General features: G+C 66.6%; 22 protein-coding genes and 1 pseudogene. 10 read left to right on the top strand and 13 right to left on the bottom strand.

The window, feature by feature from the left end; genetic code table 11:
- Window positions 1-12 precede the first annotated feature (12 nt).
- Window positions 13-675: a response regulator gene (locus J3489_RS09450; RefSeq protein ID WP_206997454.1), complete on the bottom strand. Its 663-nt coding sequence runs from the start codon at window positions 673-675 to the stop codon at window positions 13-15.
- A 274-nt stretch (window positions 676-949) separates the two neighbouring features.
- Here J3489_RS09450 and dacB point away from each other — a divergent pair, with 274 nt between their 5' ends.
- The 3 genes and pseudogenes from dacB (at window position 950) to J3489_RS09435 (ending at window position 4,385) form a co-directional block, all read left to right on the top strand.
- Complete coding sequence (gene dacB / locus J3489_RS09445) at window positions 950-2,551, top strand: D-alanyl-D-alanine carboxypeptidase/D-alanyl-D-alanine endopeptidase (RefSeq protein WP_206997453.1); 1,602 nt, start codon at window positions 950-952, stop codon at window positions 2,549-2,551.
- Between the two features lie 282 nt (window positions 2,552-2,833).
- Window positions 2,834-3,037 (top strand): annotated as a pseudogene (locus J3489_RS09440) (sterol desaturase family protein); the annotation flags it as partial.
- 199 nt (window positions 3,038-3,236) lie between these two features.
- Complete coding sequence (locus J3489_RS09435; protein ID WP_206997452.1) at window positions 3,237-4,385, top strand: SGNH/GDSL hydrolase family protein; 1,149 nt, start codon at window positions 3,237-3,239, stop codon at window positions 4,383-4,385.
- An 89-nt stretch (window positions 4,386-4,474) separates the two neighbouring features.
- Here J3489_RS09435 and J3489_RS09430 read toward each other — a convergent pair whose 3' ends face one another.
- The 9 genes from J3489_RS09430 to J3489_RS09390 form a co-directional block, all read right to left on the bottom strand.
- Window positions 4,475-5,527 carry an L-threonylcarbamoyladenylate synthase gene (locus J3489_RS09430; RefSeq protein WP_206997451.1) on the bottom strand — a complete coding sequence of 351 codons (1,053 nt, stop codon included), beginning with the start codon at window positions 5,525-5,527 and terminating at the stop codon, window positions 4,475-4,477.
- Between the two features lie 16 nt (window positions 5,528-5,543).
- Window positions 5,544-6,764 carry a 5-(carboxyamino)imidazole ribonucleotide synthase gene (locus J3489_RS09425; protein WP_206997450.1) on the bottom strand — a complete coding sequence of 407 codons (1,221 nt, stop codon included), beginning with the start codon at window positions 6,762-6,764 and terminating at the stop codon, window positions 5,544-5,546.
- Window positions 6,765-6,922: 158 nt separating this feature from the next.
- On the bottom strand, window positions 6,923-7,444 hold the full coding sequence (gene purE, locus J3489_RS09420; protein ID WP_206997449.1) for a 5-(carboxyamino)imidazole ribonucleotide mutase: 522 nt from the start codon (window positions 7,442-7,444) through the stop codon (window positions 6,923-6,925).
- A gap of 103 nt (window positions 7,445-7,547) precedes the next feature.
- Window positions 7,548-8,438, bottom strand: a complete 891-nt coding sequence (locus tag J3489_RS09415) for a phosphoribosylaminoimidazolesuccinocarboxamide synthase (protein WP_206997448.1) — start codon at window positions 8,436-8,438, stop codon at window positions 7,548-7,550.
- A gap of 204 nt (window positions 8,439-8,642) precedes the next feature.
- Window positions 8,643-9,707, bottom strand: coding sequence for a class II fructose-bisphosphate aldolase (gene fba, locus J3489_RS09410; protein ID WP_206997447.1), 1,065 nt, complete (start codon window positions 9,705-9,707; stop codon window positions 8,643-8,645).
- A gap of 194 nt (window positions 9,708-9,901) precedes the next feature.
- A complete protein-coding gene (gene pyk, locus J3489_RS09405) occupies window positions 9,902-11,338 on the bottom strand; it encodes a pyruvate kinase (protein ID WP_206997446.1) in 1,437 nt (478 codons plus the stop codon).
- A 446-nt stretch (window positions 11,339-11,784) separates the two neighbouring features.
- The gene (locus tag J3489_RS09400; RefSeq protein WP_206997445.1) at window positions 11,785-12,978 is read right to left on the bottom strand and encodes a phosphoglycerate kinase; all 1,194 of its coding nucleotides are present in this window, start codon (window positions 12,976-12,978) and stop codon (window positions 11,785-11,787) included.
- 307 nt (window positions 12,979-13,285) lie between these two features.
- The gene (locus tag J3489_RS09395) at window positions 13,286-13,609 is read right to left on the bottom strand and encodes an AzlD domain-containing protein (protein ID WP_206997444.1); all 324 of its coding nucleotides are present in this window, start codon (window positions 13,607-13,609) and stop codon (window positions 13,286-13,288) included.
- Window positions 13,606-14,394, bottom strand: coding sequence for an AzlC family ABC transporter permease (locus J3489_RS09390; protein WP_206997588.1), 789 nt, complete (start codon window positions 14,392-14,394; stop codon window positions 13,606-13,608). Before J3489_RS09390 ends, J3489_RS09395 begins: the two co-directional genes overlap by 4 nt.
- A 212-nt stretch (window positions 14,395-14,606) precedes the next feature.
- On the opposite strand from J3489_RS09390, the gene J3489_RS09385 reads away from it, so the two are divergent.
- The 7 genes from J3489_RS09385 (at window position 14,607) to moaC (ending at window position 19,743) form a co-directional block, all read left to right on the top strand.
- Window positions 14,607-15,527, top strand: coding sequence for a branched-chain amino acid transaminase (locus tag J3489_RS09385; protein ID WP_206997443.1), 921 nt, complete (start codon window positions 14,607-14,609; stop codon window positions 15,525-15,527).
- A 59-nt stretch (window positions 15,528-15,586) separates the two neighbouring features.
- Window positions 15,587-15,781 carry a zinc-finger domain-containing protein gene (locus J3489_RS09380; RefSeq protein WP_206997442.1) on the top strand — a complete coding sequence of 65 codons (195 nt, stop codon included), beginning with the start codon at window positions 15,587-15,589 and terminating at the stop codon, window positions 15,779-15,781.
- A 121-nt stretch (window positions 15,782-15,902) separates the two neighbouring features.
- Window positions 15,903-16,937: a lipopolysaccharide heptosyltransferase II gene (waaF, locus tag J3489_RS09375; RefSeq protein ID WP_206997441.1), complete on the top strand. Its 1,035-nt coding sequence runs from the start codon at window positions 15,903-15,905 to the stop codon at window positions 16,935-16,937.
- An 82-nt stretch (window positions 16,938-17,019) separates the two neighbouring features.
- Entirely contained in the window at window positions 17,020-17,472 is a 453-nt protein-coding gene (locus J3489_RS09370) for a nuclear transport factor 2 family protein (protein ID WP_206997440.1), read from the top strand.
- Window positions 17,473-17,531: 59 nt separating this feature from the next.
- A complete protein-coding gene (locus J3489_RS09365; RefSeq protein WP_206997439.1) occupies window positions 17,532-18,584 on the top strand; it encodes a YheT family hydrolase in 1,053 nt (350 codons plus the stop codon).
- Window positions 18,577-19,149, top strand: a complete 573-nt coding sequence (locus tag J3489_RS09360) for a DUF2946 family protein (RefSeq protein WP_206997438.1) — start codon at window positions 18,577-18,579, stop codon at window positions 19,147-19,149. Before J3489_RS09365 ends, J3489_RS09360 begins: the two co-directional genes overlap by 8 nt.
- 117 nt (window positions 19,150-19,266) lie before the next feature.
- Window positions 19,267-19,743 carry a cyclic pyranopterin monophosphate synthase MoaC gene (gene moaC, locus J3489_RS09355; protein WP_206997437.1) on the top strand — a complete coding sequence of 159 codons (477 nt, stop codon included), beginning with the start codon at window positions 19,267-19,269 and terminating at the stop codon, window positions 19,741-19,743.
- A gap of 189 nt (window positions 19,744-19,932) precedes the next feature.
- Here moaC and J3489_RS09350 read toward each other — a convergent pair whose 3' ends face one another.
- The 3 genes from J3489_RS09350 to J3489_RS09340 form a co-directional block, all read right to left on the bottom strand.
- Entirely contained in the window at window positions 19,933-21,720 is a 1,788-nt protein-coding gene (locus J3489_RS09350) for a Wzy polymerase domain-containing protein (protein ID WP_206997436.1), read from the bottom strand.
- Window positions 21,721-21,942: 222 nt separating this feature from the next.
- On the bottom strand, window positions 21,943-22,509 hold the full coding sequence (locus J3489_RS09345) for a pilin (RefSeq protein WP_206997587.1): 567 nt from the start codon (window positions 22,507-22,509) through the stop codon (window positions 21,943-21,945).
- Window positions 22,510-22,663: 154 nt separating this feature from the next.
- The gene (locus tag J3489_RS09340; protein WP_206997435.1) at window positions 22,664-23,401 is read right to left on the bottom strand and encodes a TerC family protein; all 738 of its coding nucleotides are present in this window, start codon (window positions 23,399-23,401) and stop codon (window positions 22,664-22,666) included.
- Window positions 23,402-23,560 lie beyond the last annotated feature (159 nt).

Genomic DNA, 23,560 nt, shown 5'->3' with positions numbered 1-23,560 from the left:
GAGAGAGCGGTCTCACGCTTCCTTCGCGATCATGTAGCCGAGGCCGCGCACGTTGCGGATCAGATCGGCGCCGAGCTTCTTGCGCAGCGCGTGGATGTAGACCTCGACCGTGTTGCTGCCGATCTCCTCACCCCAGCCGTACATCTTGTCTTCGAGCTGGCTCTTCGAGAGCACCGCCCCCGGGCGCGCGAGCAGCGCTTCGAGCAGCGCGAACTCGCGCGCGGACAGCGCGACCGGCGCGCCGTCGAGCGTCACCTGATGAGAAGCAGGATCGAGCGTCAGCGCGCCGTGCCGCATCACCGATTCGCTGCGCCCCGACTGGCGGCGGATCAGCGCGCGCATCCGCGCGCCGAGTTCGTCGAGATCGAATGGCTTGACGAGGTAGTCGTCAGCGCCGGCGTCGAGGCCCTTGACGCGGTCCGCCACCGCGTCGCGCGCGGTGAGGATCAGCACCGGGCATGCATGGCCGCGGGCGCGCAGCGTGCGCAGCACGTCGAGGCCGTCGCGCTTCGGCAAGCCCAGGTCGAGCAGCATGAGATCGTAAGATTCGCCGGTCGCAGCGGTCAGCGCAGCCTCGCCGTCCTGCACCCAATCGACGGCAAAACCCTCGCCGCGCAGCGCTTTGCGTACGCCTTCGGCAATCATCCGGTCGTCTTCGACAAGCAATATGCGCATCGCTGTTTGATCCTGCGGCAAAGGTGTGTCACGAACGCATTTTAACGTCTCGCCGGCACCACGCGGCGCACGTGCTTTTTTCCGCAGCGCCGCAGCATGTCTCTACAATGAGCGCTTTTGGCGCGGCGTGATGGAATTGCCCGCTAGCCGCGCCGCGATTGCCCCGTTATTGCGCAGGCGCTAAACGCATAGCCTGCCCGCTTGTCGCGATCGATGCCGCCACGGCGCTTGCCGTCATTGCATCGATCGACTTGATTCACAGAACCAGCCGTCCATGACGAACGCATTTCTCTCTTCTGTTGCACGCCGCGCGTTGTCACGGCGCGTAGTTCACCCCGCCTCGCCTTCGTCATCATTCACGTCATCGCGCAACGAATCGCAACAGCCGAATCGTTTTCATCGGCCGGGGACGCTTGCCCGCACCGCCGTTGCGCTGCTCGCCTGTACGGCGCTCGCGTTCGCCGCGCCAGCCGAAGCGCGCAAGAAGACACATCGTCCGGCCGTCAGCGTCACGACGGTCCTGCCCGCGCCCGTGATGAAAGGACTCGAGCGCGCGCACGTGCCGCTGACGTCGGTGAGCGTGGTCGTCGAGAAGATCGGCGAGCGCTCGCCGATCCTCGCGGTGAACGCAGGCAAGCCGATGATGCCCGCCTCGACGATGAAGCTCGTCACGACCTTCGCCGGTCTTTCGATCCTCGGGCCCGATTACCGCTGGCGCACCAACGCCTATGCGGACAGCACCGTCGACGAGCACGGCGTTCTGCACGGCAACCTGTACATCCAGGGCACGGGAGATCCGAAGCTCGTGCCGGAAGAGCTGATCGATCTCGTCGACAAGATTCACAAGGCCGGGATCACCGGCATCGACGGCGCGCTGGTGCTCGACAAGCGCTTCTTCGATCCGTCGACGCGCGATCTCCCGCCGTTCGACGACGACACCACCGCGCCCTATAACGTCGGCCCCGACCCGCTGCTGTACGCCTTCAAATCGCTGACGTTCACGCTGACGCCGTCGGCCGACGGCACTGTCGCGATCGACGTGCTGCCGGCGCTCTCGCAACTGCAAGTCGACAACGAACTGCACGCGACGCGCGGCGCGTGCGTCGGCGCGGAAACGGCTGTGACGCCGACCGTCACGCCGCAAGCGAACGGCACGGTCGCCGCGCTGTTCTCGGGCGACTACCCGGCGCGCTGCGGCATGCGCTCGATCAACCTCGCCGTGCTCGACCACTCGCAGTTCTTCGCGGGCGGCTTCCTCGCACTGTGGCAACAGACGGGCGGCACCTTCAACGGCACGACGCGCGAAGGCCCGGTGCCCGCCACTGCCCGCCTCGTCGCGATTCACCAGGGCCCGGTGCTGTCGGACATCGTTCGCGACATCAACAAGTTCAGCAACAACGTGATGGCGCGCAACCTGTTCCTGACGATCGGCGCGGTCAAGGAGAAGCCGCCCGCGACGCCCGAGAAATCGGCGAACACGATCCGCTCGTTCCTGAACGCGAACGGTCTGCCGATGCCGGAGCTCACGCTCGAAAACGGCTCGGGGTTGTCGCGCGACGAACATATCTCGGCGCTGTCGCTCGCAGACTTGCTGCAGCACGCGAATGCGAGCCCCGTCGCGCAGGTGTTCGTCGAATCGCTGCCGGTGGCGGGCGTCGACGGCACGATGCGCAACCGCCTGAAAACCGCGCCCGTGCTCGGCAACGCTCACATCAAGACCGGCACGCTGCGCGACGTGCGTGCGATCGCGGGCTACGTGGCGGGGGCGGACGGCCAGAGCTATGTGGTCGTCAGCATCATCAACGACGCGCACGCGGAAGCCGCGCGCGCGGCGCACGATGCGCTGCTTGAATGGGTGTATCAGGGCGCTCGCTAAGCGCCGGTTCGGGGCGCCGGGCGCGCCCTCGCGCCTGCCTCCATCCGGCTGTCTCCCGGCCGCCCCCGCGTGCTGGGAAAAACCCTCACGCGCCTTGCCAGACGGCGCCTGCATCGAATAATCCTTCTACGAAGAATGGCGCGGCGCGAGACGCGACCGTGTACGCTGTCGGGCAATGTCCGAAGCGCGGAATGGCGCTCAATTGCGTGACGCGCGACTCGGCCCAACACGACAGCGTACACGCTGCAACAAGACCAACTCGAGACACGGAGGGAGACGCCCATGCGGTTCGATGCCGAATTGCTCCTGCTCGCGATGGCGCCCGTCTTTCTCACATGCATCGGCTGGGAGGCGCGGCACCTGCGGCGCGCACGGCCGCACGCGCAAATCTACAAACGGGCCGACACGCTGTGCAACGCGTCGCTCGCCCTGATGCACCAGGCCGCCGACAAGCTGCGCGCCCTGTTCGGGCCGCCCGAATGGGCCACCGCCTTGCACGCCGCGCGTGACGCCCACGCGGGCTCAAGCGCGCAAGACCCCAGGTTGTGCGAACCCGAAACCCTGGCATTTCCAGCATCGCGCAAGACATGACAGGTTCTGTAAGCTGTCGCTCCGCCGCGCGGCACAAGCGGCGGGCGCTGCCTGCAACACACGGCCAAGCCGCACATTCGAGGAGATGAGATAGATGAAACAAAGCAAAAAAACTCAGCCGAAGAGCCTGCTGCGCGTTGCACAAACGGCCGCCGCCTGCGCCGCGCTCGCGCTTCTCGCGGCATGCGGCGGCGGGGGCAGCAGCAGTTCGTCGACCAGCAGCAGCACGCCGCCGGGCGGCGTTTCGCTGCTGGTCGTGTCGTTCGGCGACAGCCTCTCGGATGTCGGCACCTACTCCCCGGTCATCTTGCCTTCGTTCGGCGGCGGCAAGTTCACGACGAACCCCGGTCAGATCTGGGTCCAGGACATTGCCAACTACTACGGCGGCACGGTGACGCCGGCCTATCTCGGCGGCTTCGGCCAGCCGCTCACGGCGTCGACCGGGCTCGGTTACGGGCAGGGTGGCGCCCGCGTCAACCAGACGCCCGGCATCGGCACGCCGCAAGCGACAGCGATGCCCATCAGCTGGCAAGTCCAGCAATACCTGAGCGCGCACGGCAGCTTCAATTCGAATCAGCTCGTCGTGATCGAAGGCGGCCCGAACGACGTCCTGCTCGCGGCCGCTGCCATCGCCGCCAACCCGACCAATCCGACCGTCATCGCGCAACAAGAGGCGAACGTAGTGAATGCCGCGGTGGCGCTGGCCGGCATCGTCGGCCAGATCATCCAGAATGGGGCCACCAAGGTCGTGCTCGCGAACCTGCCTGATATCGGCAAGACGCCGCAAGGCATCAGTTCATCGGACGGAGGCGCATTGCTCACGTCGCTGAGCGCCGGCTTCAACACGGCGCTTTCGACCGCCCTGACGGCTGGCGGCCTCGCCAACAGCAGCAGCCTCATCCAGCTCAATACGTTCCAGTTCATCGACAGCGCAGTCGCCAACTACGCATCGAACGGGTTCTCCGTATCGAACACCGGCACCGCCTGCAACCTGCAGGCGATGGTGACGAACGCGACCGCATACGCCGAGCAGAATCCGAGCGTGCTCAGCCCCGGAGAGACGGCAGCCGAGTTCGGGACCGCGTTTGGCCAGTCCCTGTTCTGCTCGCCGCAGACGTTGACGGTAGCGGGCGCCGACCAGACCTATATGTTCGCGGATACGATCCACCCGACCACCCATTTGCATGCGCTCTTCGCGCAGGCTGTCGAGCAGACGCTCGCCGCGAAGGGCATCGGGCATTGATTTGACGTTGACGCCCGTTTTGATCGGGCACGCGACAACGCCCGGCTTGAACCAAGCCGGGCGTTGTGCTTTTGAGAGGATGCGGCCAGCTAAGGCGCGCTTGCGTCCCGCGCTTCGAATGCGGCCGCAGCGCGCCCGAGGCGGTCGTTCACCGCGATCCACTCGAGCGTGTCCGGGAGCTTCTCGATCAGGATACGCGAGACGTCCGCGCGATCGAGCGCGCGCAGCAAGCCGTACAGCTCGCGTGCGTAAGCATGCGGATCTTCGGGCGCCGCGACGAAATGCACGCCGTCTGCGCTCGCCCACCTGCCCCCACGCGACTTGCGCGCGACGAGCGCCACGCGCTCGCCGGCATCGCGCGCGGCGCTCAAGATCGGCTCCAGCGCGTCGAACGGCAGCAGCGCGAGCGGCGTGCGCGGCGCGTAGTGCGCTTTCAGCGTGCCCGACGCGCGCGGCGCCGTGGCGTCGCTGCCGTCGGGCAAGCGCGGAGCGACACCCAGCACGCCGGCGAGATCCTGCGGTGTCACATGCCCCGGGCGCAGCAGCGCCGGAAAGCCGCGCGACAAATCGAGAATCGTCGATTCGATCCCGACATCCGACGAGCCGCCGTCGAGCACGTGAATCGTATCGCCGAATTCGTCGCGCACGTGCTGGGCCGTGGTCGGGCTCACATGACCGAAGCGGTTCGCGGACGGCGCCGCGACGCCGCCATGTCCGCCGCGCCGCGCGCCGAATACGTCGAGGAGCGCCTGCGCGACCGGATGCGACGGGCAGCGCAGCCCGACCGAATCCTGCCCGCCGCTCACCGCCGAGGGGATATGCGCGGCGCGCTTCAGGATCAGCGTGAGCGGTCCGGGCCAGAACGCGTCGATGAGTTTTTGCGCATCGGCAGGCAAATGCTCGACCCAGTAGTTCGGGTCGCCATGCGGCGCGAGATGGACGATCACCGGATGATTCGCGGGACGCCCCTTCGCCGCATAAATGCGCGCGACGGCCTCCGGGTTCTCGGCGTCGCCGCCGAGGCCGTAGACCGTCTCGGTCGGAAATGCGACGAGCTGGCCGGCATCGAGCAGCTCGGCGGCATGCGCGATCTGCTCTGCTGTCACGGCGGGCGCCGAAGGGAAATTCGAGCGAATGGACATCGATCGGCAGCCGGCGTCAGCCGAGCGGAATATGCAGCAGCCGCGCGCAGTCGCGCGCGGCCGTGCGCGCTTCGTCGAGCGTCGCTGCGGTGAAGTTCACGTGCCCCATCTTGCGGCCCGGGCGCGCGTCCTCCTTGCCGTACAGATGCAGGCGCGCGGCCGGCATCGCAGCGACTTCATGCCACGGCGGCGTCACGGGAACGGCCTTCGGCGCCGCGCCCGGTGCCCCTTTCGGCCCTTCCTTGAACCACACGTCGCCGAGGATGTTGAGCATGACGGCGGGCGAGTGCTGGCGCGTATCGCCGAGAGGCATCGCGGTCATCGCGCGCACTTGCTGCTCGAACTGGCTCGCCGCGCACGCGTCGACGGTGTAATGCCCGGAATTGTGCGGACGCGGCGCCATTTCGTTCGCAACGAGCGAGCCGTCTTCCAGAACGAAGAATTCGACGCACAGCACGCCGACATAGCCGAGCGCGTCGGCGATCCGCAATGCGGCCTGCTGGGCCTGCTCGACGAGGGCCGGGCTCGCATCGGGCGCCGGGACCATCGTCTGCGCGAGCACGCCGTTGCGGTGCGCGTTCTGCGCGAGCGGAAAGACCGCCGACGCGCCGTTCGCGCCGCGCGCGATCAGCGCCGACACCTCGAACTTCAGCGGCAAGCGCTTTTCGAGCACGCAAGGCACGCCGCCGAGCGACGCATGCGCCTCGCGCACTTCGTCTGCGTTGCGCACGCTCACCTGGCCCTTGCCGTCGTAGCCGAGCTGCGCGGTCTTCAAAATGCCGGGCAACACGGCTTCGAGCTCGCCGTCGCCGATAGCCGACAGCGCATCGGACGACTCGATCGCCACGTGCGGCGCCACCGCTACGCCCGACGCCGCGATAAAGCGTTTCTCCGCGACCCGGTCTTGCGCGATCGCGACGCAGCGCCCCGCCGGGCTCACGAAGGTGGTGCGCGCGAGAAAATCGAGGCTTGCCGCTGGCACGTTCTCGAACTCGGTCGAGACCGCCGCGCACAGGCGCGCGAGCTCGGTGAGCGCGGCTTCGTCGGTATAGGCGGCGCGCAGGTGCTTGTCCGCCACCGCGCCGGCCGGGCTGGCCTCGTCGGGATCGAGGACTGCAACGCGATAGCCCATCGCCTGGGCAGCGAAGCAGAACATGCGGCCGAGCTGGCCGCCGCCGATCATGCCGAGCCAGGCGCCGGGCAGAATCGGAGAAACCGGTGTGTTGTCTGAATTCATGTCAGTGCGTGCCGTGCCGCCCCAAGCGCACTGACCACCCCCTCGGGGGCGGCGAACGCAAAGAGCGTGGGGGCTGTTTCATCTCAGTGGTCGGTCGCGCCCGACGCGCAAGCATCGGGCCGGGGTCAAACAGATTCCCGCGCGAAGGCCGAAAGGCCTCAGAGCGCGGGCAACACCATCGCATGCGCGGCTTCGTTCTGCCGCACGCGGAACGCTGCCAGCCGGTTCGCGTAGTCCGACGACGTCGTGCTCAACAGCGCGACCGCAAACAGCGCCGCATTCGCCGCACCCGCCTCGCCGATCGCAAACGTGGCGACCGGCACGCCCTTGGGCATCTGCACGATCGAATGCAGCGAATCGACGCCCTTCAGGTACTTGCTCGCGACCGGCACGCCGAGCACGGGCACCGTCGTCTTCGCGGCCAGCATGCCGGGCAGATGCGCCGCGCCGCCCGCGCCGGCGATGATCGCGCGCAGGCCGCGCTCGCGCGCGCGCTCGGCGTAGTCGAACATCTCGTCGGGCATGCGGTGCGCGGACACGACCTTGGCTTCGTACGGCACGCCGAACTCCTGCAAGATCGCGACCGCGTGCTTCATCACGTCCCAATCGGAACTGGATCCCATCAGGACGCCGACGAGCGGCGCGCTATGCGTGTGGGCGGTCTGGACTGCTTCGGTCATTGGGCAAATTTCCTTCTGCGGGACGGACTATAAGACTGTAGGCGGGCAATGTGCATTTCGCGAGGCACAAACGAAACCCGGAGGAAGCGCTCCGCGCCGAAAATCACACAAGCTTTTGCCCGGTGAGGCGTTCGAGCGCTTCCTGATACTTTTCGCTCGTCTTCGCGATCACGTCGTCCGGCAGCTTCGGTGCGGGGGGCTCCTTTTTCCAGTCTTGCGTTTCGAGCCAGTCGCGGACGAACTGCTTGTCGAACGACGGCGGATTCGTGCCGACCTGGTATTGATCCGCCGGCCAGAAGCGCGACGAATCGGCGGTCAGCGCCTCGTCCATCAGGTAGAGCTCGCCGTGATTGTCGAGGCCGAATTCGAACTTCGTGTCGGCGATGATGATGCCGCGCGTCGCCGCGTATTCGGCGGCTTCCTGGTACAGCCTGATCGAGATGTCGCGGATCGTGGCCGACAGCTCGGTGCCGATGCGACGCTCCATCTCGTCGTAGGTGATGTTTTCGTCGTGATGGCCCATCTCGGCCTTCGCGGCCGGCGTGAAGATCGGCTCGGGCAGCTTCTGCGCGTTCTGCAGGCCCGGCGGCAGTTGCACGCCGCAGACGGCGCCCGTCGCCTGGTAATCCTTCCAGCCGCTGCCGGCCAGATAGCCGCGCACCACCGCTTCGACGAGGATCGGCTCGAGGCGCTTCACGACCACTGCCCGGCCCTTCACCTGCTCGACTTCGTCCGCTGCGACGACCGTTTCGGGCGGGACGCCCGTCAGGTGATTCGGGACGATGTGCTTGAGCTTGTCGAACCAGAAGTTCGCCAACTGGTTCAGCACACGGCCTTTAGCGGGAATCGGCTCGCCCATGATGACGTCGAACGCGGACAGACGATCGGTCGTGACGATCAGGAGGCGGTCGTTGCCCACCGCGTAGTTGTCGCGGACCTTGCCGCGGCCAAGCAGAGGCAGCGAGCGGAGCGTGGATTCGTAGAGGGTAGACATCGTCGTGGGCCGTGTGAGGTGAATTGGGGTGAAAAACAAACGTAATCCGACGCAGCATCGCCGAACCAAAAGCGGGCAAAACAGGGCTGAAAAACTGTCCAAAACAAAAGCCAAACGCCGTTCCCCAGATCATGCGGGAACGGCGATCGGTCCACAACTCGGCCGCCTGGCCAGGCCTTGAGCGGCGCGAGCGGTCCGCCAGGCTTAGCGCACGATCTGTGCGAGTTCGCCCGACTTGTACTTCTCGGCGATCTTGTCGAGCGGCAGCGGCTTGATCTTCGCGGCCTGGCCTTCACAGCCGAACGCGAGATAGCGGTCGACACAGATCTTCTTCGCAGCTTCGCGTGCCGGCTTCAGATAGTCGCGCGGGTCGAACTTGCCGGGATTTTCCGCCAGATAGCGGCGAATCGCACCGGTGATCGCGAGGCGCAGGTCGGTGTCGATGTTGACCTTGCGCACGCCGTGCTTGATGCCTTCCTGAATTTCCTCGACCGGCACGCCGTAGGTTTCCTTCATGTCGCCGCCGAATTCGCGGATTTCCGCGAGCAGCTCCTGCGGCACCGACGACGAACCATGCATCACCAGGTGCGTATTCGGAATGCGCGCGTGGATTTCCTTGATGCGGTCGATCGCGAGGATGTCGCCCGTCGGCTTCTTCGTGAACTTGTAGGCGCCGTGCGAGGTGCCGATCGCGATCGCGAGCGCGTCGCATTGCGTTGCGCGCACGAAGTCGGCGGCCTGCTCGACGTCGGTCAGCAGCTGCTCGCGCGTCATCGTGCCTTCCGCGCCGTGGCCGTCTTCCTTGTCGCCCTTCATCGTTTCGAGCGAGCCGAGCACGCCGAGCTCCGCCTCGACCGTCACGCCGATCGAGTGCGCCATCTCGACGACCTTGCGCGACACGTCGACGTTGTACTCGTACGACGCCACTGTCTTACCGTCGGCTTCCAGCGAGCCGTCCATCATCACGCTCGTGAAACCGCTGCGGACCGCCGCCATGCACACGGCCGGGGACTGGCCGTGGTCCTGGTGCATCACGACCGGAATGTGCGGATACGACTCGATCGCCGCTTCGATCAGGTGACGCAGGAACGGCTCGCCCGCGTATTTCCGCGCGCCGGCCGAAGCCTGCATGATGACGGGCGCGCCGACTTGATCCGCGGCGGCCATGATCGCCTGCACCTGCTCCAAGTTGTTCACGTTGAACGCGGGCAGCCCGTAGCCGTTTTCGGCTGCGTGATCCAGCAGTTGACGCATTGATACGAGAGGCATGCTTGTACTCCTTGGATTGAACGAATCTTTTTGCTTGACGGCGGCCGAGGTGCGGCGCCGGTGCGGTTAGGCGCAATTTTATCGCGAAGCGCGTCGCGCTCCGGTGCGTTGGCGAACGCCGGCTCGTGACCGGCGCCGCAAAGTTCGTTCCTACAGCTGGAACGGCGGCTGGAGCGGCGGCGGTCGAGCCGCGCTCAGAACGCCTCGCCGACCCGCACGATCTTCAGCGTATTCGTCCCGCCGGCCTGCCCCATCGGCTCGCCGACGGTCAAGACGACCATGTCGCCGCGCGACGCATAGCCCTTCGACACGACGACTTCGAGCGCGCGCTGCAGCGCCGCGTCGCGGTCGTTGTTCGACTCGACGGGCAGCGGCGTCACGTTGCGGTAGAGCGCCATCGCGCGCTGGCTGTTGATGCGCGGCGTGAGCGCGAAGATCGGCACGTGCGTCCAGTGGCGCGACATCCACAGCGCGGTCGATCCCGACTCCGTGAGCGCGACGATCGCCTTCGCGCCGAGGTGGTACGCGGTGAAGAGCGCGCCCATCGCGATCGACTGGTCGATGCGCGTGAACGTGCGGTCGAGGAAGTCCTTGTCGAGCTCGACGTGCTCGGACTTTTCCGCTTCGACGCAGATCGCCGCCATCGTCTCGATCGTCTGCACCGGGTATTTGCCCGCCGCCGATTCCGCCGACAGCATCACCGCATCGGTGCCGTCGAGCACCGCGTTGGCGACGTCCGACACTTCGGCGCGCGTCGGCACCGGCGCGTGGATCATCGACTCCATCATCTGCGTCGCCGTGATCACGAACTTGTTCGAATCGCGCGCCATGCGGATCATGCGCTTTTGCAGCGCGGGCACGGCCGCATTGCCGACTTCCACGGCCAAATCGCCGCGCGCGACCATGATCCCGTCCGACGCGTCGAGAATGCCCTGCAGCGCCGGAATCGCCTCGGCGCGCTCGATCTTGGCGATCATCTTCGGCTTGATGCCGTAAGGCGCGCCCGCGATGTTCGCGAGCTGGCGCGCCATTTCCATGTCGGTCGCGTTCTTCGGGAACGACACCGCGATGAACTCGACGCCGATCGCCAGCGCCGTCTTGATGTCCTCCATGTCCTTCGCAGTCAGCGCCGGCGCGGTCAGGCCGCCGCCCTGGCGATTGATGCCCTTGTTGTTCGACAGCTCGCCGCCGACCTTCACGACCGTGTGGATCTCTTCGCCGATCACGTGCGTGACCGTCAGCACGATGAGGCCGTCGTTCAGGAGCAGCACGTCGCCGGCCTTCAGGTCGCGCGGGAGATCCTTGTAATCGAGGCCGACGCGGTCGTCGTTGCCGAGCTCGCAGCCGGCGTCGAGGACGAACGGGTTGCCCGGCACGAGCAAGGTCTTGCCGTTCTCGAACTTGCCGACACGGATCTTCGGCCCTTGCAAGTCGGCCATGATGCCGACTTCGCGGCCCGCGATGCGCGCGGCCTCGCGCACGAATTCGGCGCGCTGGCGGTGATCGTCGGCCGTGCCGTGCGAAAAATTGAGCCGCACCACGTCGGCCCCGGCTTGAATCATCTGAAGCAAAATTTCCGGCGTGCTGGAGGCCGGGCCGATGGTGGCGACAATCTTGGTGGCGCGATGCATGAGTCTCCTCGTCTGAGTGGAATCGCTGGGATTGACAACGCTGCGAGTCGGGTGCGAAGGCTGGTCCGGGGCGGACGCAGCCGGCTGTGCGCCGGTTTGGGCCGGCGTCTCTTGGTCGGTCAGAATCGGAGTTGCTGCGCCAGCGGGCGCAGCCGGTGCTTTCGCGCCGGGCTGCGCCGCCGGTTGAGACACTGCACCGGCATCGGCTTGCGCGGTTGCCGGGATGGCTGCTGGCTCGACTGCTTGCCCGGCGGACTGACCGCGGGGGCGCGCGGTGGGGAGGTCAATCGCCGGAACTGGGGTGGGTTTTGCCGACGCATCGGCCGGGCGGGCTGACGCCGCGGCAGACGCGTTTGCGGTGGCTTTGCCGCCCGGCGCGACGCGCGCGCCGGACTTCGCCTTAGCCGGTTTCACCGGCTTGCCGGAGGGTGCGCGCGCCGTCACGATCAGGCTCGCGCTTCGAGCACTTCGACCGCGGGCAGCTTCTTGCCCTCGAGGAATTCGAGGAACGCGCCGCCGCCCGTCGAGATGTAGCTCACCTTGTCCTGAATGCCGTACTTGGCGATCGCCGCGAGCGTGTCGCCGCCGCCTGCGATCGAGAACGCGGGCGACTTCGCGATCGCCTCGGCGAGCGTCTTCGTGCCGTTGCCGAACTGGTCGAACTCGAACACGCCGACCGGGCCGTTCCAGACGATCGTGCCCGCGCTGCCGAACTGGGTTGCGAGCGCCTTGGCGGTTTCCGGCCCGATGTCGAGGATCATGTCGTCGGCTTCGATCTGGCTGACGGGCTTGGTCACGGCCGCGGCGGTCGGCGCGAATTCCTTCGCGGTGACGACGTCGCTCGGGATCGGCACCGACGCGCCGCGCGCGCGGGCCGCTTCGATGATCGCCTTCGCCTCGTCGACCAGGTCGCTTTCAGCGAGCGACTTGCCGATCTTGAGGCCGGCCGCGAGCATGAACGTGTTCGCGATGCCGCCGCCGACGATCAGCTGATCGACCTTCTCGGCAAGCGACTTCAGGATGGTGAGCTTGGTGGACACCTTCGAGCCCGCGACGATCGCCACGAGCGGGCGCTTCGGGTTGCCGAGCGCGCGGCCGAGCGCGTCGAGCTCGGCCGCGAGCAGCGGCCCGGCGCAGGCGACGGGCGCGTACTTCGCGATGCCGTGCGTGGTCGCCTCGGCGCGGTGCGCGGTGCCGAACGCGTCGTTCACGTAGACATCGCAGAGCTTCGCCATTTTCTGCGCGAGCTCGTCGGAATTCTGCTTCTCGCCCTTGTTCACGCGGCAGTTTTCGAGCAGCACGACCGAGCCGGGCGCGACGTTCACGCCGTTCTCGACCCAATTGGCGACGAGCGGCACGTCGCGGCCGAGCAGTTCGGCGAGGCGCTTCGCCACCGGCGCGAGCGAGTCTTCCGGCTTGAACTCGCCCTCGGTCGGACGGCCGAGGTGCGACGTGACCATCACGGCGGCGCCGGCGTCGAGCGCGACCTTGATGGCCGGCACGGAGGCGCGGATGCGGGTGTCTTCGGTGATGTTGCCGTCGTCGTCCTGCGGCACGTTGAGGTCGGCGCGGATGAACACGCGTTTGCCGGATAGCTTGCCTTCGGAGATCAAATCGGAGAGACGCAGTACTTGGCTCATGGGAATCGATTCATGCGGGTTGATTGAAAGGCGATTCGCGCGCGGTGCGCCGCCGGCTTGCTTGACTCCAGGACCGGCCTCCATTCCGGACTGCCAAGCGCCCGAAAGGCTTGGCCCGCCGTGCGCGCCGCAGCTTCGACTGCGCCGCGGCACCACGAGCGCACCGCAACAGAAAGCGTGCATTTTAGCCGATCCCCATGTCGGACTGACCCGTCCAGGAGCGAATGTCCCGTATTTGGCGGCAACGCCGCGATGCTGCGTCGCAGCATCGCGGACGGCGCCCGCGCGCCGCGCGAACCCCGGTCTGCTAGACCAGGAACCGCATTGCGGTAAAAACCAGCATGCCGACGACGATCGTCCCAAGCATGCTGCGGCGCCACAAAAACCACGCGAGACCGGCCAGCGTGCCGTAGAACGCGTGGTTCGCGGTGCCGAACGAAATGCCCCCGGACGTCACCAGCACGTCCGGCAGCACGACGGCGACGAGCGCGGCGGCCGGCGCGCAGCGCAGCGCGCGCTGCACGCGCTCGGGCAGCACCGTGCGCTCCCCGCCGATCAGGAAGAACGCCCGCGTGAGCGCGGTCACGACCAGCATCCCGAAGATGGCGAGCCAGATTTGCGTCGTCGTCATTGCGGATCTTCCTGACGGTTGCGAGGATGGCGAGCGTTGCGATCGCCGGCCTTGCCCTCGGCGCGGATGCGTTTCAAGTCGGCGCGCTCGGCGATCAGATCGGCGGCGCTGCCGGCGGCGAGCGCGGCGACCACGGCGAGCGGCAGCGCGAGCCGGTACGGCAGCGCGTCGGCGAGCAGCGCGACGACGCCGGCCACGCTGACCGCGACGAGCGTCGAGCGGCTCACGATCGCCGAGACCATGATCGGAACCAGCGCGAGCGTGCCGGCGAGGCTCAGGCCCCAGTTATCGGGAAAGAGGCTCGCGAGCAGGATGCCGGCGATCGACGACACCTGCCAGGCCGCCCAGCACATCAGCGCCATCCCCCAGAAATAGGCTTGCTTTCCCGGCACCAGGCCCGGCGCGAAGTTCTTCTTCTGAAACAGCAAGTAGACGACGTCGCCGTTGAAGTACCCGAGCACCAGGCGTCGCGGCAGCGACAGGTAGGAGAAATGCGGCGCGAGCCCGACGCTGAAGATCACGAAGCGCAGGTTCACCATCGCCGCCGTGAGAAGCACGGTCCAGACCGGCAGCTTGGCGGCGAGCAGCGGCAACACCGCGAGTTGCGACGACCCGGCGTAGACCAGGAGCGACATGGCCAGCGCCTGCGGCACGGTCAGCACCGATTTGCTCATCGCGATTCCGGTGACGAGCCCCCAGGAGAACATCGCCGTCAGGGTCGGCGAAATCGTGCGGACGCCCTGCTTGAAGGCGGCGCGATCGGTGTCGGACAGGCGGGGGAGCATAGCGTGGCAGTGGCGGGACACCGTGGGAGCGGAAATCGGGACCAGACCGGCGGTCTGCGCGTGTCTCGGGCCGCGTCGCCGCTCGAGCCCGCCGGTTTGGGCGAGCGGCAAATTATAAGACGAGGCGGCGGCCAAACGCCCGGTCGCGGTGCAAAAGACGCTAAAATGTGCCCCTTATCGCCTTGAACGCCCCCCACCGTTAGGAGAAACGTATGTCAATGGCCGATCGCGACGGCAAGATCTGGATGGACGGCAAGCTGATCGACTGGCGCGATGCCAAGATCCACGTCCTGACTCATACCCTGCACTACGGCATGGGCGTCTTCGAAGGCGTGCGCGCTTACCAGACGGACAGCGGCACCGCGATCTTCCGTCTCAAGGAACATACGAAGCGCCTCTTCAATTCCGCCAAGATCTTCCAGATGGACGTGCCGTTCGACCGCGAAACGATCGAAGGCGCACAGCGCGAAGTGGTCCGCGAGAACAAGCTCGAATCGTGCTACCTGCGCCCGATCGTCTGGGTCGGCTCGGAAAAGCTCGGCGTGTCCGCGAAGGGCAACACGATCCACGTCGCCATCGCCGCGTGGCCGTGGGGCGCCTATCTCGGCGAAGACGGGCTCGCGAAGGGCATCCGCGTGAAGACCTCGTCGTTCACGCGCCACCACGTGAACGTGTCGATGGTGCGCGCCAAGGCGTCCGGCTGGTATGTGAACTCGATTCTCGCGAACCAGGAAGCCACCGCCGACGGCTACGACGAAGCGCTGCTGCTCGACGTCGACGGCTACGTCTCGGAAGGCTCCGGCGAAAACTTCTTCCTCGTGAACAACGGCAAGCTCTACACGCCCGATCTGTCGTCGTGCCTCGACGGCATCACGCGCGACACCGTCATCACGCTCGCGAAGGACGCCGGCATCGAAGTGATCGAAAAGCGCATCACGCGCGACGAAGTCTATACGGCCGACGAAGCGTTCTTCACCGGCACCGCCGCCGAAGTCACGCCGATCCGCGAGCTCGACAACCGCACGATCGGCAGCGGCGCGCGCGGCCCCGTCACCGAGAAGCTGCAATCGGCGTTCTTCGATGTGGTCGCCGGCAAGAACCCGAAATACGCGCATTGGCTGACTAAAATCTAATTCTGGCGCCGCCCGGAACGCAGGCGGCGCCCACACGCATACCACGAGAATTTGTCCTCATGAGCGAAATCAAGGAAATGCCGCTGGTCGAACTGACGGCCAAGGATCTGCCGGCGTACTGCCCGAACCCGAACATGGACCGCAAGATGACGCATCCGCGCGTGTTCATCGACGTCACGCACGGCGAAGCGCGTTGCCCGTACTGCAGCACGCGCTACAAGCTGCGCGACGGCGAAGTCATCAAGGGCCATTGAGCCGGCGCGGCGCGCGAGCGCGGCGCACCGACCGGCCGCAGCGCGGCCCCTCTCCCCCTCACAATCCAAACGCGACGCGCTCCGCGCGCCGCGTTTTCACACGACATCGGAATCCCTACTGATGCGTCGCGCGTTGGTTATCGCACCGAATTGGATCGGTGACGCATTGATGGCGCAACCGCTGTTTGCGCTGCTGAAGAAGCTTCATCCGCGCATCGTCATCGATGCGGTCGCGCCCGGCTGGGTCGCGCCCGTGCTCGAACGGATGCCGGAAATCCACGATGTCTACGCGACCGATCTCGCCCACGGCAAGCTGCAACTGCTGCGCCGCTGGCAGCTCGCGAGCGACCTGCGCGACGTCGGCTACGACGCCGCCTACGTGCTGCCGAATTCGCTCAAATCGGCGCTGATCCCCTGGCTGGCGGGCATCTCGCTGCGCATCGGCTACACGGGCGAAAAACGCTACGGCCTCTTGAACGTGCGCCACGCGAATCCGCGCAAGGACGAGCGTCCGCCGATGAGCGGCCATTACGCCGCGCTCGCCTACGCGCCCGGCGCCAATGTTCCGAAGCTGCAGGAAAGCCTGCCGGCGCCGCGGCTCGAGTCCGATCTGAACGAGGCCGCGCGCGCATCGGCGCGCTTCAATCTCGATACCCGCGTGCCGCTCGTCGTGTTCTGTCCCGGCGCCGAGTACGGCAGCGCGAAGCGCTGGCCGCCCGAGCACTTCGCGGCGCTCGCGCAGATCGTCGGACAGTCGTTTCCGTACACCCAGATCGTCGCGCTCGGCTCGGGCAAGGACGCCCCCATTGCGCAAGCGATCTCCGAACGGGCGCCGAACGTGCGCAACCTCTGCGGACAAACGTCGCTCGGCGAAGCCTGCGCGCTGATCTCGCGGGCAAGCGCCGTCGTCACCAACGATTCCGGTCTCATGCACGTCGCGGCCGCCTTGCGGCGCCCGCTCGTGGCCGTCTACGGCTCGACTGATCCGCGCCACACGCCGCCATTGTCCGAACTCGCAAAGGTACAATGGCTGCATCTCGAATGCAGTCCCTGTTTTCAGCGCGAATGTCCGCTGGGCCATTTGAATTGCCTGCGCGAACTGAGCGCGGAGCAGGTATTCGGCGACCTGCGCGGGATGCTGCTCGGCGAGCGCTGACGCACGGAAGCCATGAATCGTTTGTGCGTTCAATATCACTGACCGAAACGGCGCGCCGCCGCGCGCAAGAGACTAACGAGCCATGCCACGTTTTGCCCGCCTCTTCGAAGCCGCAGCCGATTCCCTCAACGCGTTCTACCAGGCCGTCACGGATGGCAGCATCGACAGCATGATGAGCCTGTGGATCGACGAAGACTTCGCGAGCTATATCTGCGCGGACGGCTCGCACTGGCACGGTCTCGAAAGCATTCGTGCGGGGCTCGCGGCTCAACTGGAAGCGGGGGCGTCGCCGGCGTCGATCGAGCCGCTCGACATCCGCGTCTACGACAGTCTCGGCACCGTCGTCTACGCGATCGCCGAAGCGCACCAGCCGGCCGGCCCGCTCGACACGCCGCGCATGGTGTTCTCGACGTACGTGATGGTTCACGAGCGCGGCGAATGGCGCATCGCGCACATTCACGCGAGCCCGATGCCGGAAGAAACGGCCACGCACTTTGCCGCGAAGCTGCGGCACGGGCAGGGGCCGCTGCACTGAGCGCACCGCACGCGCGGCTGCGCTCGATAGATAGAGATTGAGTTTGTGGGGGGGATGGCATGAGTACGGCGCATAAGAACTCAGCGTCGATGCCGGCGGCGGGCCGGGCGGCCCGCGATACGCTGGTCGACATGCTGTACACCCCGCCGCTCTGGCTCCCGACGAGCCACGCGCAGACCATCGTTCCCGCGCTCTTCGGGCGCCGCCCCGCCGTCGACTACCGGCGCGAGCGCTGGGACACGCCCGACGGCGACTTCATCGAACTCGACTGGCTCGACTACCGCGCACGCGGCAGCGCTGCCCCCGCGGCAAATGCGCCGCTCTTCGTGCTGTTCCATGGCCTCGAAGGCAATTCGGATTCGCACTACGCGCGCACGCTGATGTCGGCGGCCTGCGCGCACGGCTGGCACGGCGTCGTTCCCCACTTTCGCAGTTGCAGCGGACCGCTCAATCTGCTGCCGCGCTTCTATCACCTCGCGGACAGCAACGAAGTCGACTGGGTGCTGCGCCGCCTGCGCCGCGTGCACCAGGGGCCGATCGTCGTCGCGGGTGTGTCGCTCGGCGGCAATGTGTTGCTGCGCTGGCTCGGCGAGCGGCGCGAGGACGCGTCGTTCGTCGCGGCGGCGGCCGCCATCTCGGCGCCGCTCGATGTCCACGCGGGCGGGCGCGCGCTGTCGCAGGGCTTTTCGATGGTCTACACGAAGAGCTTCCTCAAGACGCTCAAGCGCAAGGCGCTCTTGAAGCTGGACCAATACCCGGGTCTCTTCGATCGCGACGCGGTGCTCGCGTGCCGCACGATGTACGAGTACGATAACGTCGTCACCGCGCCACTGCACGGCTTTCGCAATACCGACGACTATTGGACGTCCGCGACCACGCGGCCGCTCCTGCCGCACGTCGCCGTGCCGACGCTCGTCCTGAACGCGCGCAACGACCCGTTCCTGCCCTGCGCGTCGCTGCCGACGCGCGCCGATGTTTCCGCTGCGATCGAACTCGACCAGCCCGACGCAGGCGGTCACGTCGGGTTCATGACGGGACCATTCCCGGGCCGCATCGACTGGCTGTCGCGCCGAGTCTTCTCTTACCTCACGCCCTTCGCTATCGATGGATGAAATCGTCAAACAGGCGCTCGCCAAATGGCCGAACGTGCCGCACTGCACCGGCTGGCTTCTGCTCGACAGGCGCGGCAACTGGCGCATGCGCGACGAAGCGGCGCAAGCCGCCGGCGCGAGCGGCACGCCGATCCGCCATCCGGCGCTGATCGGCTTCATCTGCCGCAACTACGAGTGCGACCCACGCGGCCAATGGTTCTTTCAGAACGGACCGCAGCGCGTGTACGTCGAGCTGGCCTATACGCCGTGGATCGTGCGGCTCGCCGCCGGCGGGAATGGCGGCGCGCTGACGCTGACCGATCAGACGGGCGGCGCGTTCGAGCCTTCGGCCGTGTTCGCGGACGACGAAGGCGGGATTCTATTCGCCGACACGTCAAGCCCGGCACGCGTCGCGGTACTGCACGACCATGACCTCGATTTGTTCGCGGACTCGTCGACGCCGTCCGCCGAAGGGCTCGGCGGGCAGTTCCACTGGCGCGCGGGCGTCGACTTGCCGCTGCAGGCGGTGCAGCGCTCGGAGGTAGAAGCGCGCTTCGGGTTCGTCGCGAGCCCGGCGTCACAGTAACCGGACGCTCACCGTCCTTTTTGTCTTCCCGCTCTTCCTGGTAGCCGGACATGACGCGAAGCGGCCTGCCGCAAACGCAGTCGCTGCTAAGATAGGCGCCCTCTGAAGGAGCCCGACATGCCAGAACTCACCCATTTCGACGCAGCCGGCCAGGCCCATATGGTCGACGTCGGCGGCAAGCAGGAAACGAAGCGCGTGGCGCTGGCGCGCGGCTCGATCCGCATGCTGCCCGAAACGCTCGCGCTGATCCGGAGCGGCAACGCCAAGAAGGGCGACGTGCTCGGCGTCGCGCGCATCGCCGCAATCCAGGGCGCGAAGCGCACGGCCGATCTGATCCCGCTGTGCCATCCGCTCGCGTTGACGCGCGTCACCGTGGATTTCGCGCTCGACGACGCGCTGCCGGGCGTCGTCTGCACCGCGCAGGTCGAGACACTTGGCCGCACCGGCGTCGAAATGGAGGCGCTGACGGCCGTGCAGGTCGGCTTGCTGACGGTCTACGACATGTGCAAGGCGGTGGACCGCGGGATGACGATCACCGATGTGAAGGTGCTGGAGAAGCACGGTGGTAAGTCGGGGGTTTGGGTCGCGCCGTAATGGCCGGAAGCGCCGAATTCGAAAAGACGCTGACGGGCACCTACGTGTCCGTGCCAGAGGCTTCGCAGTAACGCGGCTATCGCGCGCAGGTACCGGTTGGGGCCGCCCCCCGGCCGGTTCGGCACGATTGCGGGGATCGCGCCGGCGTGCTTGCGCCGGCGCATTTCAAGAGCAGTTGCGGCGATACGATCAATCGTCGCTATCGTCTTCGTCCTGGTTGGCGTCCTTCGGCGGCACGCCGTACTTCTTCACCAGCTCGGCCTTGAAGCCGGCCAGCACCGCCTGCTGCTCGTCGCTCAACGCGTAGAGCGAAGCGAGTTGCGACGGCCAGTCGTGCAGTTCCTCCGCGAAGATCTTCAGACGGTCCACCGTATCGAAGGCGGCGCTCTGCTGCCCGTCGAGCGCCTGAAGCACGGCGTAGCGGCGCAACACGGTCTCGCCCGGCAATAGCGCAATCGCCTGCTTGTGCATGGCGAGCTTCACCGGCAGATCGTTGCGGTCGATCGGCAGCAGCGTCGCCATGCCGTACTCGCCCCACGCGCCAAACAGGAACGACGGATCGGCGCGATATTCTTCCGCGGGACGCGCGCCGTAGTACAGCACTTCGGCGCGCTGGTAGTCGCGCAAGATCGGATACAGCGCAGCCAGACCGCCGACCACGAGCACCACCTGGATGCCGAGCGACAATCCGCCCGGCACGAAGCGCAGCGGCCTGCTCTCGAGCAGCCCGAAGACGAACATCGCCGGCAGCAGGAAGAACATGTATTGCTGCGGATATTCGACGAGCGCATGCATCAGCAACACGCCAATCAGCGCAAGACCGAAGACGCGAGGCGCGCATTGCGGCGCGACGAGCACGCGCACGAGCCACGCCAGAAGGCCGATCAAGAGGATGCCCAGGCCGATCAGGCCGGACTTTGCGAGCAGGTCGATGAAAATGTCGTGCGAGTTGTTCGCGATCTCGACGCCGCCGAGCGCCTTCGCGAACGCGAACTGAAAGCGCGGAAACTCACCCCAGCCGACACCGAGAAGCGGATGCGACTTGAACATCGTCAGGCCGTATTTCCACAACGCGATGCGCGGCGCGATCTGGCCTTGGTCCTTGAAGCGGTCCGCCGCCGATACGGCAAGATCGAGGTGGTAGTGCACATTCGCCCAGCGCACCGCCACGTTCACGGCGAGAAAGATCACGGCGAGCGCGAACGGGATCAGCCATTCGCGCGTATTGCGCCGCGCGCCGCCGTGCCGGCGCGATTCGGCCGCCGCCATCCAGAACCCCGCGACGACGATCACCGCGGTCTGCAGCCAGGGCCCGCGCGATACGGTGAGCGCCTGTCCCACCGCGCAGATCGCCGACACCGACGCCCACACGAGCAGGTTGAGCCGGCGCGTTTGCGCGAGGAACATCGCGCCGGCCATGCCGAACGCGATCACGGTGGCGAGGTGATTCGCCTGCGCCATGTTGCCGAACGGCCGGCGCTCGACGGTGATGTTGTAGGCGACGACGAAAGGCGAGAAACGCACCTCCGCGTGAAAGAGCTGGACGAGCTGGCTAAACACGGCGAAGAGCGCGCCGACGATCAACGCGCCGGCGGCCCAGCGCAACGCGTCTTCGGACAAGCCCGCGCGGGCAAACCCATAGCCCGCATGCACAGCCAAGAAGGCAGCGAGCAGGAAGCCGGCGCCAAGCCAGTTCATCGACGGCTGCGCGACAGGCAACAAGAAAGTCTGCGCGACGAGCAATAGGCCGAACGCGAGCGGCACGAGCGAGACAACGGGCGAGGCATACGGAATACGCGGCCGCGCGCTGTTCACGAGGAACAGGACGCCGGCGCCGACCAGCAGGTACAGCGCGAGCGCCGTGAATTCCGCATAGAAAGTCGGAATCGGATAGGTATGGTTGGTGACCGCGTAGGGAAGAATCAACGCGAAAGCCAGCAAAGCCAGCGACAAATAACGTGCAAAGGGGGAGGGCATGAGGAACCGGAGGCGTCTGCAACCGGCGCACTATACAAAAAAAACCTTTCACTGTGCGCCGGACGGCGGGAATATCGGCTAATTCGGGAGCCGCGTGTTGCGGCGGCCCCATCCGAAGTGTCAACAGACGCACCGCGCGAGCGACCGCCCGCTCGCCCCCAATTTCGCCCGGAGCGGAACTACGCCCCCGCCCCGCCGGGCGGCCACCCTGCCCCATCGCCTTCACGCGCGGCACTCGGGCGGCGCCAGATTCGCCGGCAGCGTCGGCGCATCGGACGGCGTCGGACCCGCCCCAGGCGCCGGCAACGAAGACGCGCTCTTGCCGCCCGCGAAGCACTCCCACGTCACCGAACCGGCGAGCGCCACGCCCTTCGATAGCGCGACGCGCGCCGTCGGCGTCTCCGCGTTGTCGGGCAGCGACGGCACCAGCACGAGCGTATTGGAGCCTTCCGGAGCAACGCGCGTCGTATAGCTCACGGTGATCTGGCCGGTATCGTCGTCGATTCGAACCGATTCGACGTTGCGCGTGGCCGGGGGCACCGAGTAGCCGCCGGCGAGCGCATTGCCGCTAGCTGCGTTCTCGGCGACCGCAAGGCGCGCCGACGACGCCAGCGACAAGCCCTCGCCCACGCGGCTGCGCGCCAGATAGTCCTGGTAAGCGGGGATCGCGTACGCCGCAATGACCCCGACGATCGCGAGCACGATCATCAATTCGATCAGCGTAAAACCGGCCTTGCGGCAAGCTCGGACGACGCGTGCACCCCATGGCTCGGAAAGAAACACAGGCATGCCGCCAGCGCGGCCCGAAAAACGGAGGAGAGAAAAAACGAACATCGGCAGGCTCCCTAAATGAAGACGCCTGCCCGGAAACTGGGCAGGCGTCTTCATCGTAGCCAGCGGGGGTAGCACGCGGCATTCGGCCGGACGGCCAATGCGCGGCCCGCTAGCGCGCGCCGGAAGAGCCCGAGCCGGAGGCACCGGCGCTTTCACGTCGCACGGCTCGCCGCTTGAAACAATACCCGACGACGACCACGAACAGCGCGCCCGCAATGTGCGCGCCGTATTCGGCGGCGGGCGTATCGAGCAGCGGCCAGCGGTCGCCTGCCGGATCGTTGATGATGAGACCGCCCGCGATCCAGCCGAGCAGCGCCGCGCCAAGCGTGACGATGACCGGGAAGCGATCGAGCAGCTTCAGCACCAGCGTGCTCCCCCACACGATCAGCGGAATGCTGAACACGAGGCCGAAGATCACGAGCGCGATCCGGTGCTGCGGATCGGCGGCTTCTGCCGCGCCGGCGATGGCGATCACGTTGTCAAGGCTCATCACCGCATCGGCAATCACGATGGTCTTGATCGCGGACAGCAGCTTGTCGGCAGGCTTGATGTTTTCGTGCACATCGTGCGCGGGCGCCATCAGACGCACGCCGATCCACAAGAGCAGCAAGCCGCCCGCGAACTTCAAGAGCGGCACGTCGAGCAGCACCACGGCAAACGAAATCAGCGCGACCCGCAAGACGATCGCGCCCGCGGTGCCCCACAGCACGCCGCGCACACGCTGCTGCTGCGGCAGGTTGCGGCAGGCAAGCGCGATCACGACCGCGTTGTCGCCGCCGAGCAGGATGTCGATGACGACGATCTGGATAACCGCGCCCCAATGGAGCGTTGCAAAGAATTCGAGCATGGAGAGTCGGTAAAAATGCCGCCTGCCGGCGACGATCAAGCGGCCAACGAAAAAGCGAGGAAGCAATGTTTGCTCCCTCGCTTCGGGTCCGCCATCTTACGAAAGGATTTCGCAAGAATAACAAAAAACGCCGGCGAACCGGCGTTTTTTGCTTGAGGC

The organism is Trinickia mobilis, from assembly GCF_017315705.1.
Lineage (GTDB): Bacteria > Pseudomonadota > Gammaproteobacteria > Burkholderiales > Burkholderiaceae > Trinickia_A > Trinickia_A mobilis.
The sequence above is the reverse complement of the archived record's forward strand: the minus strand, read 5'-3'. Positions and strand labels throughout refer to the sequence as shown.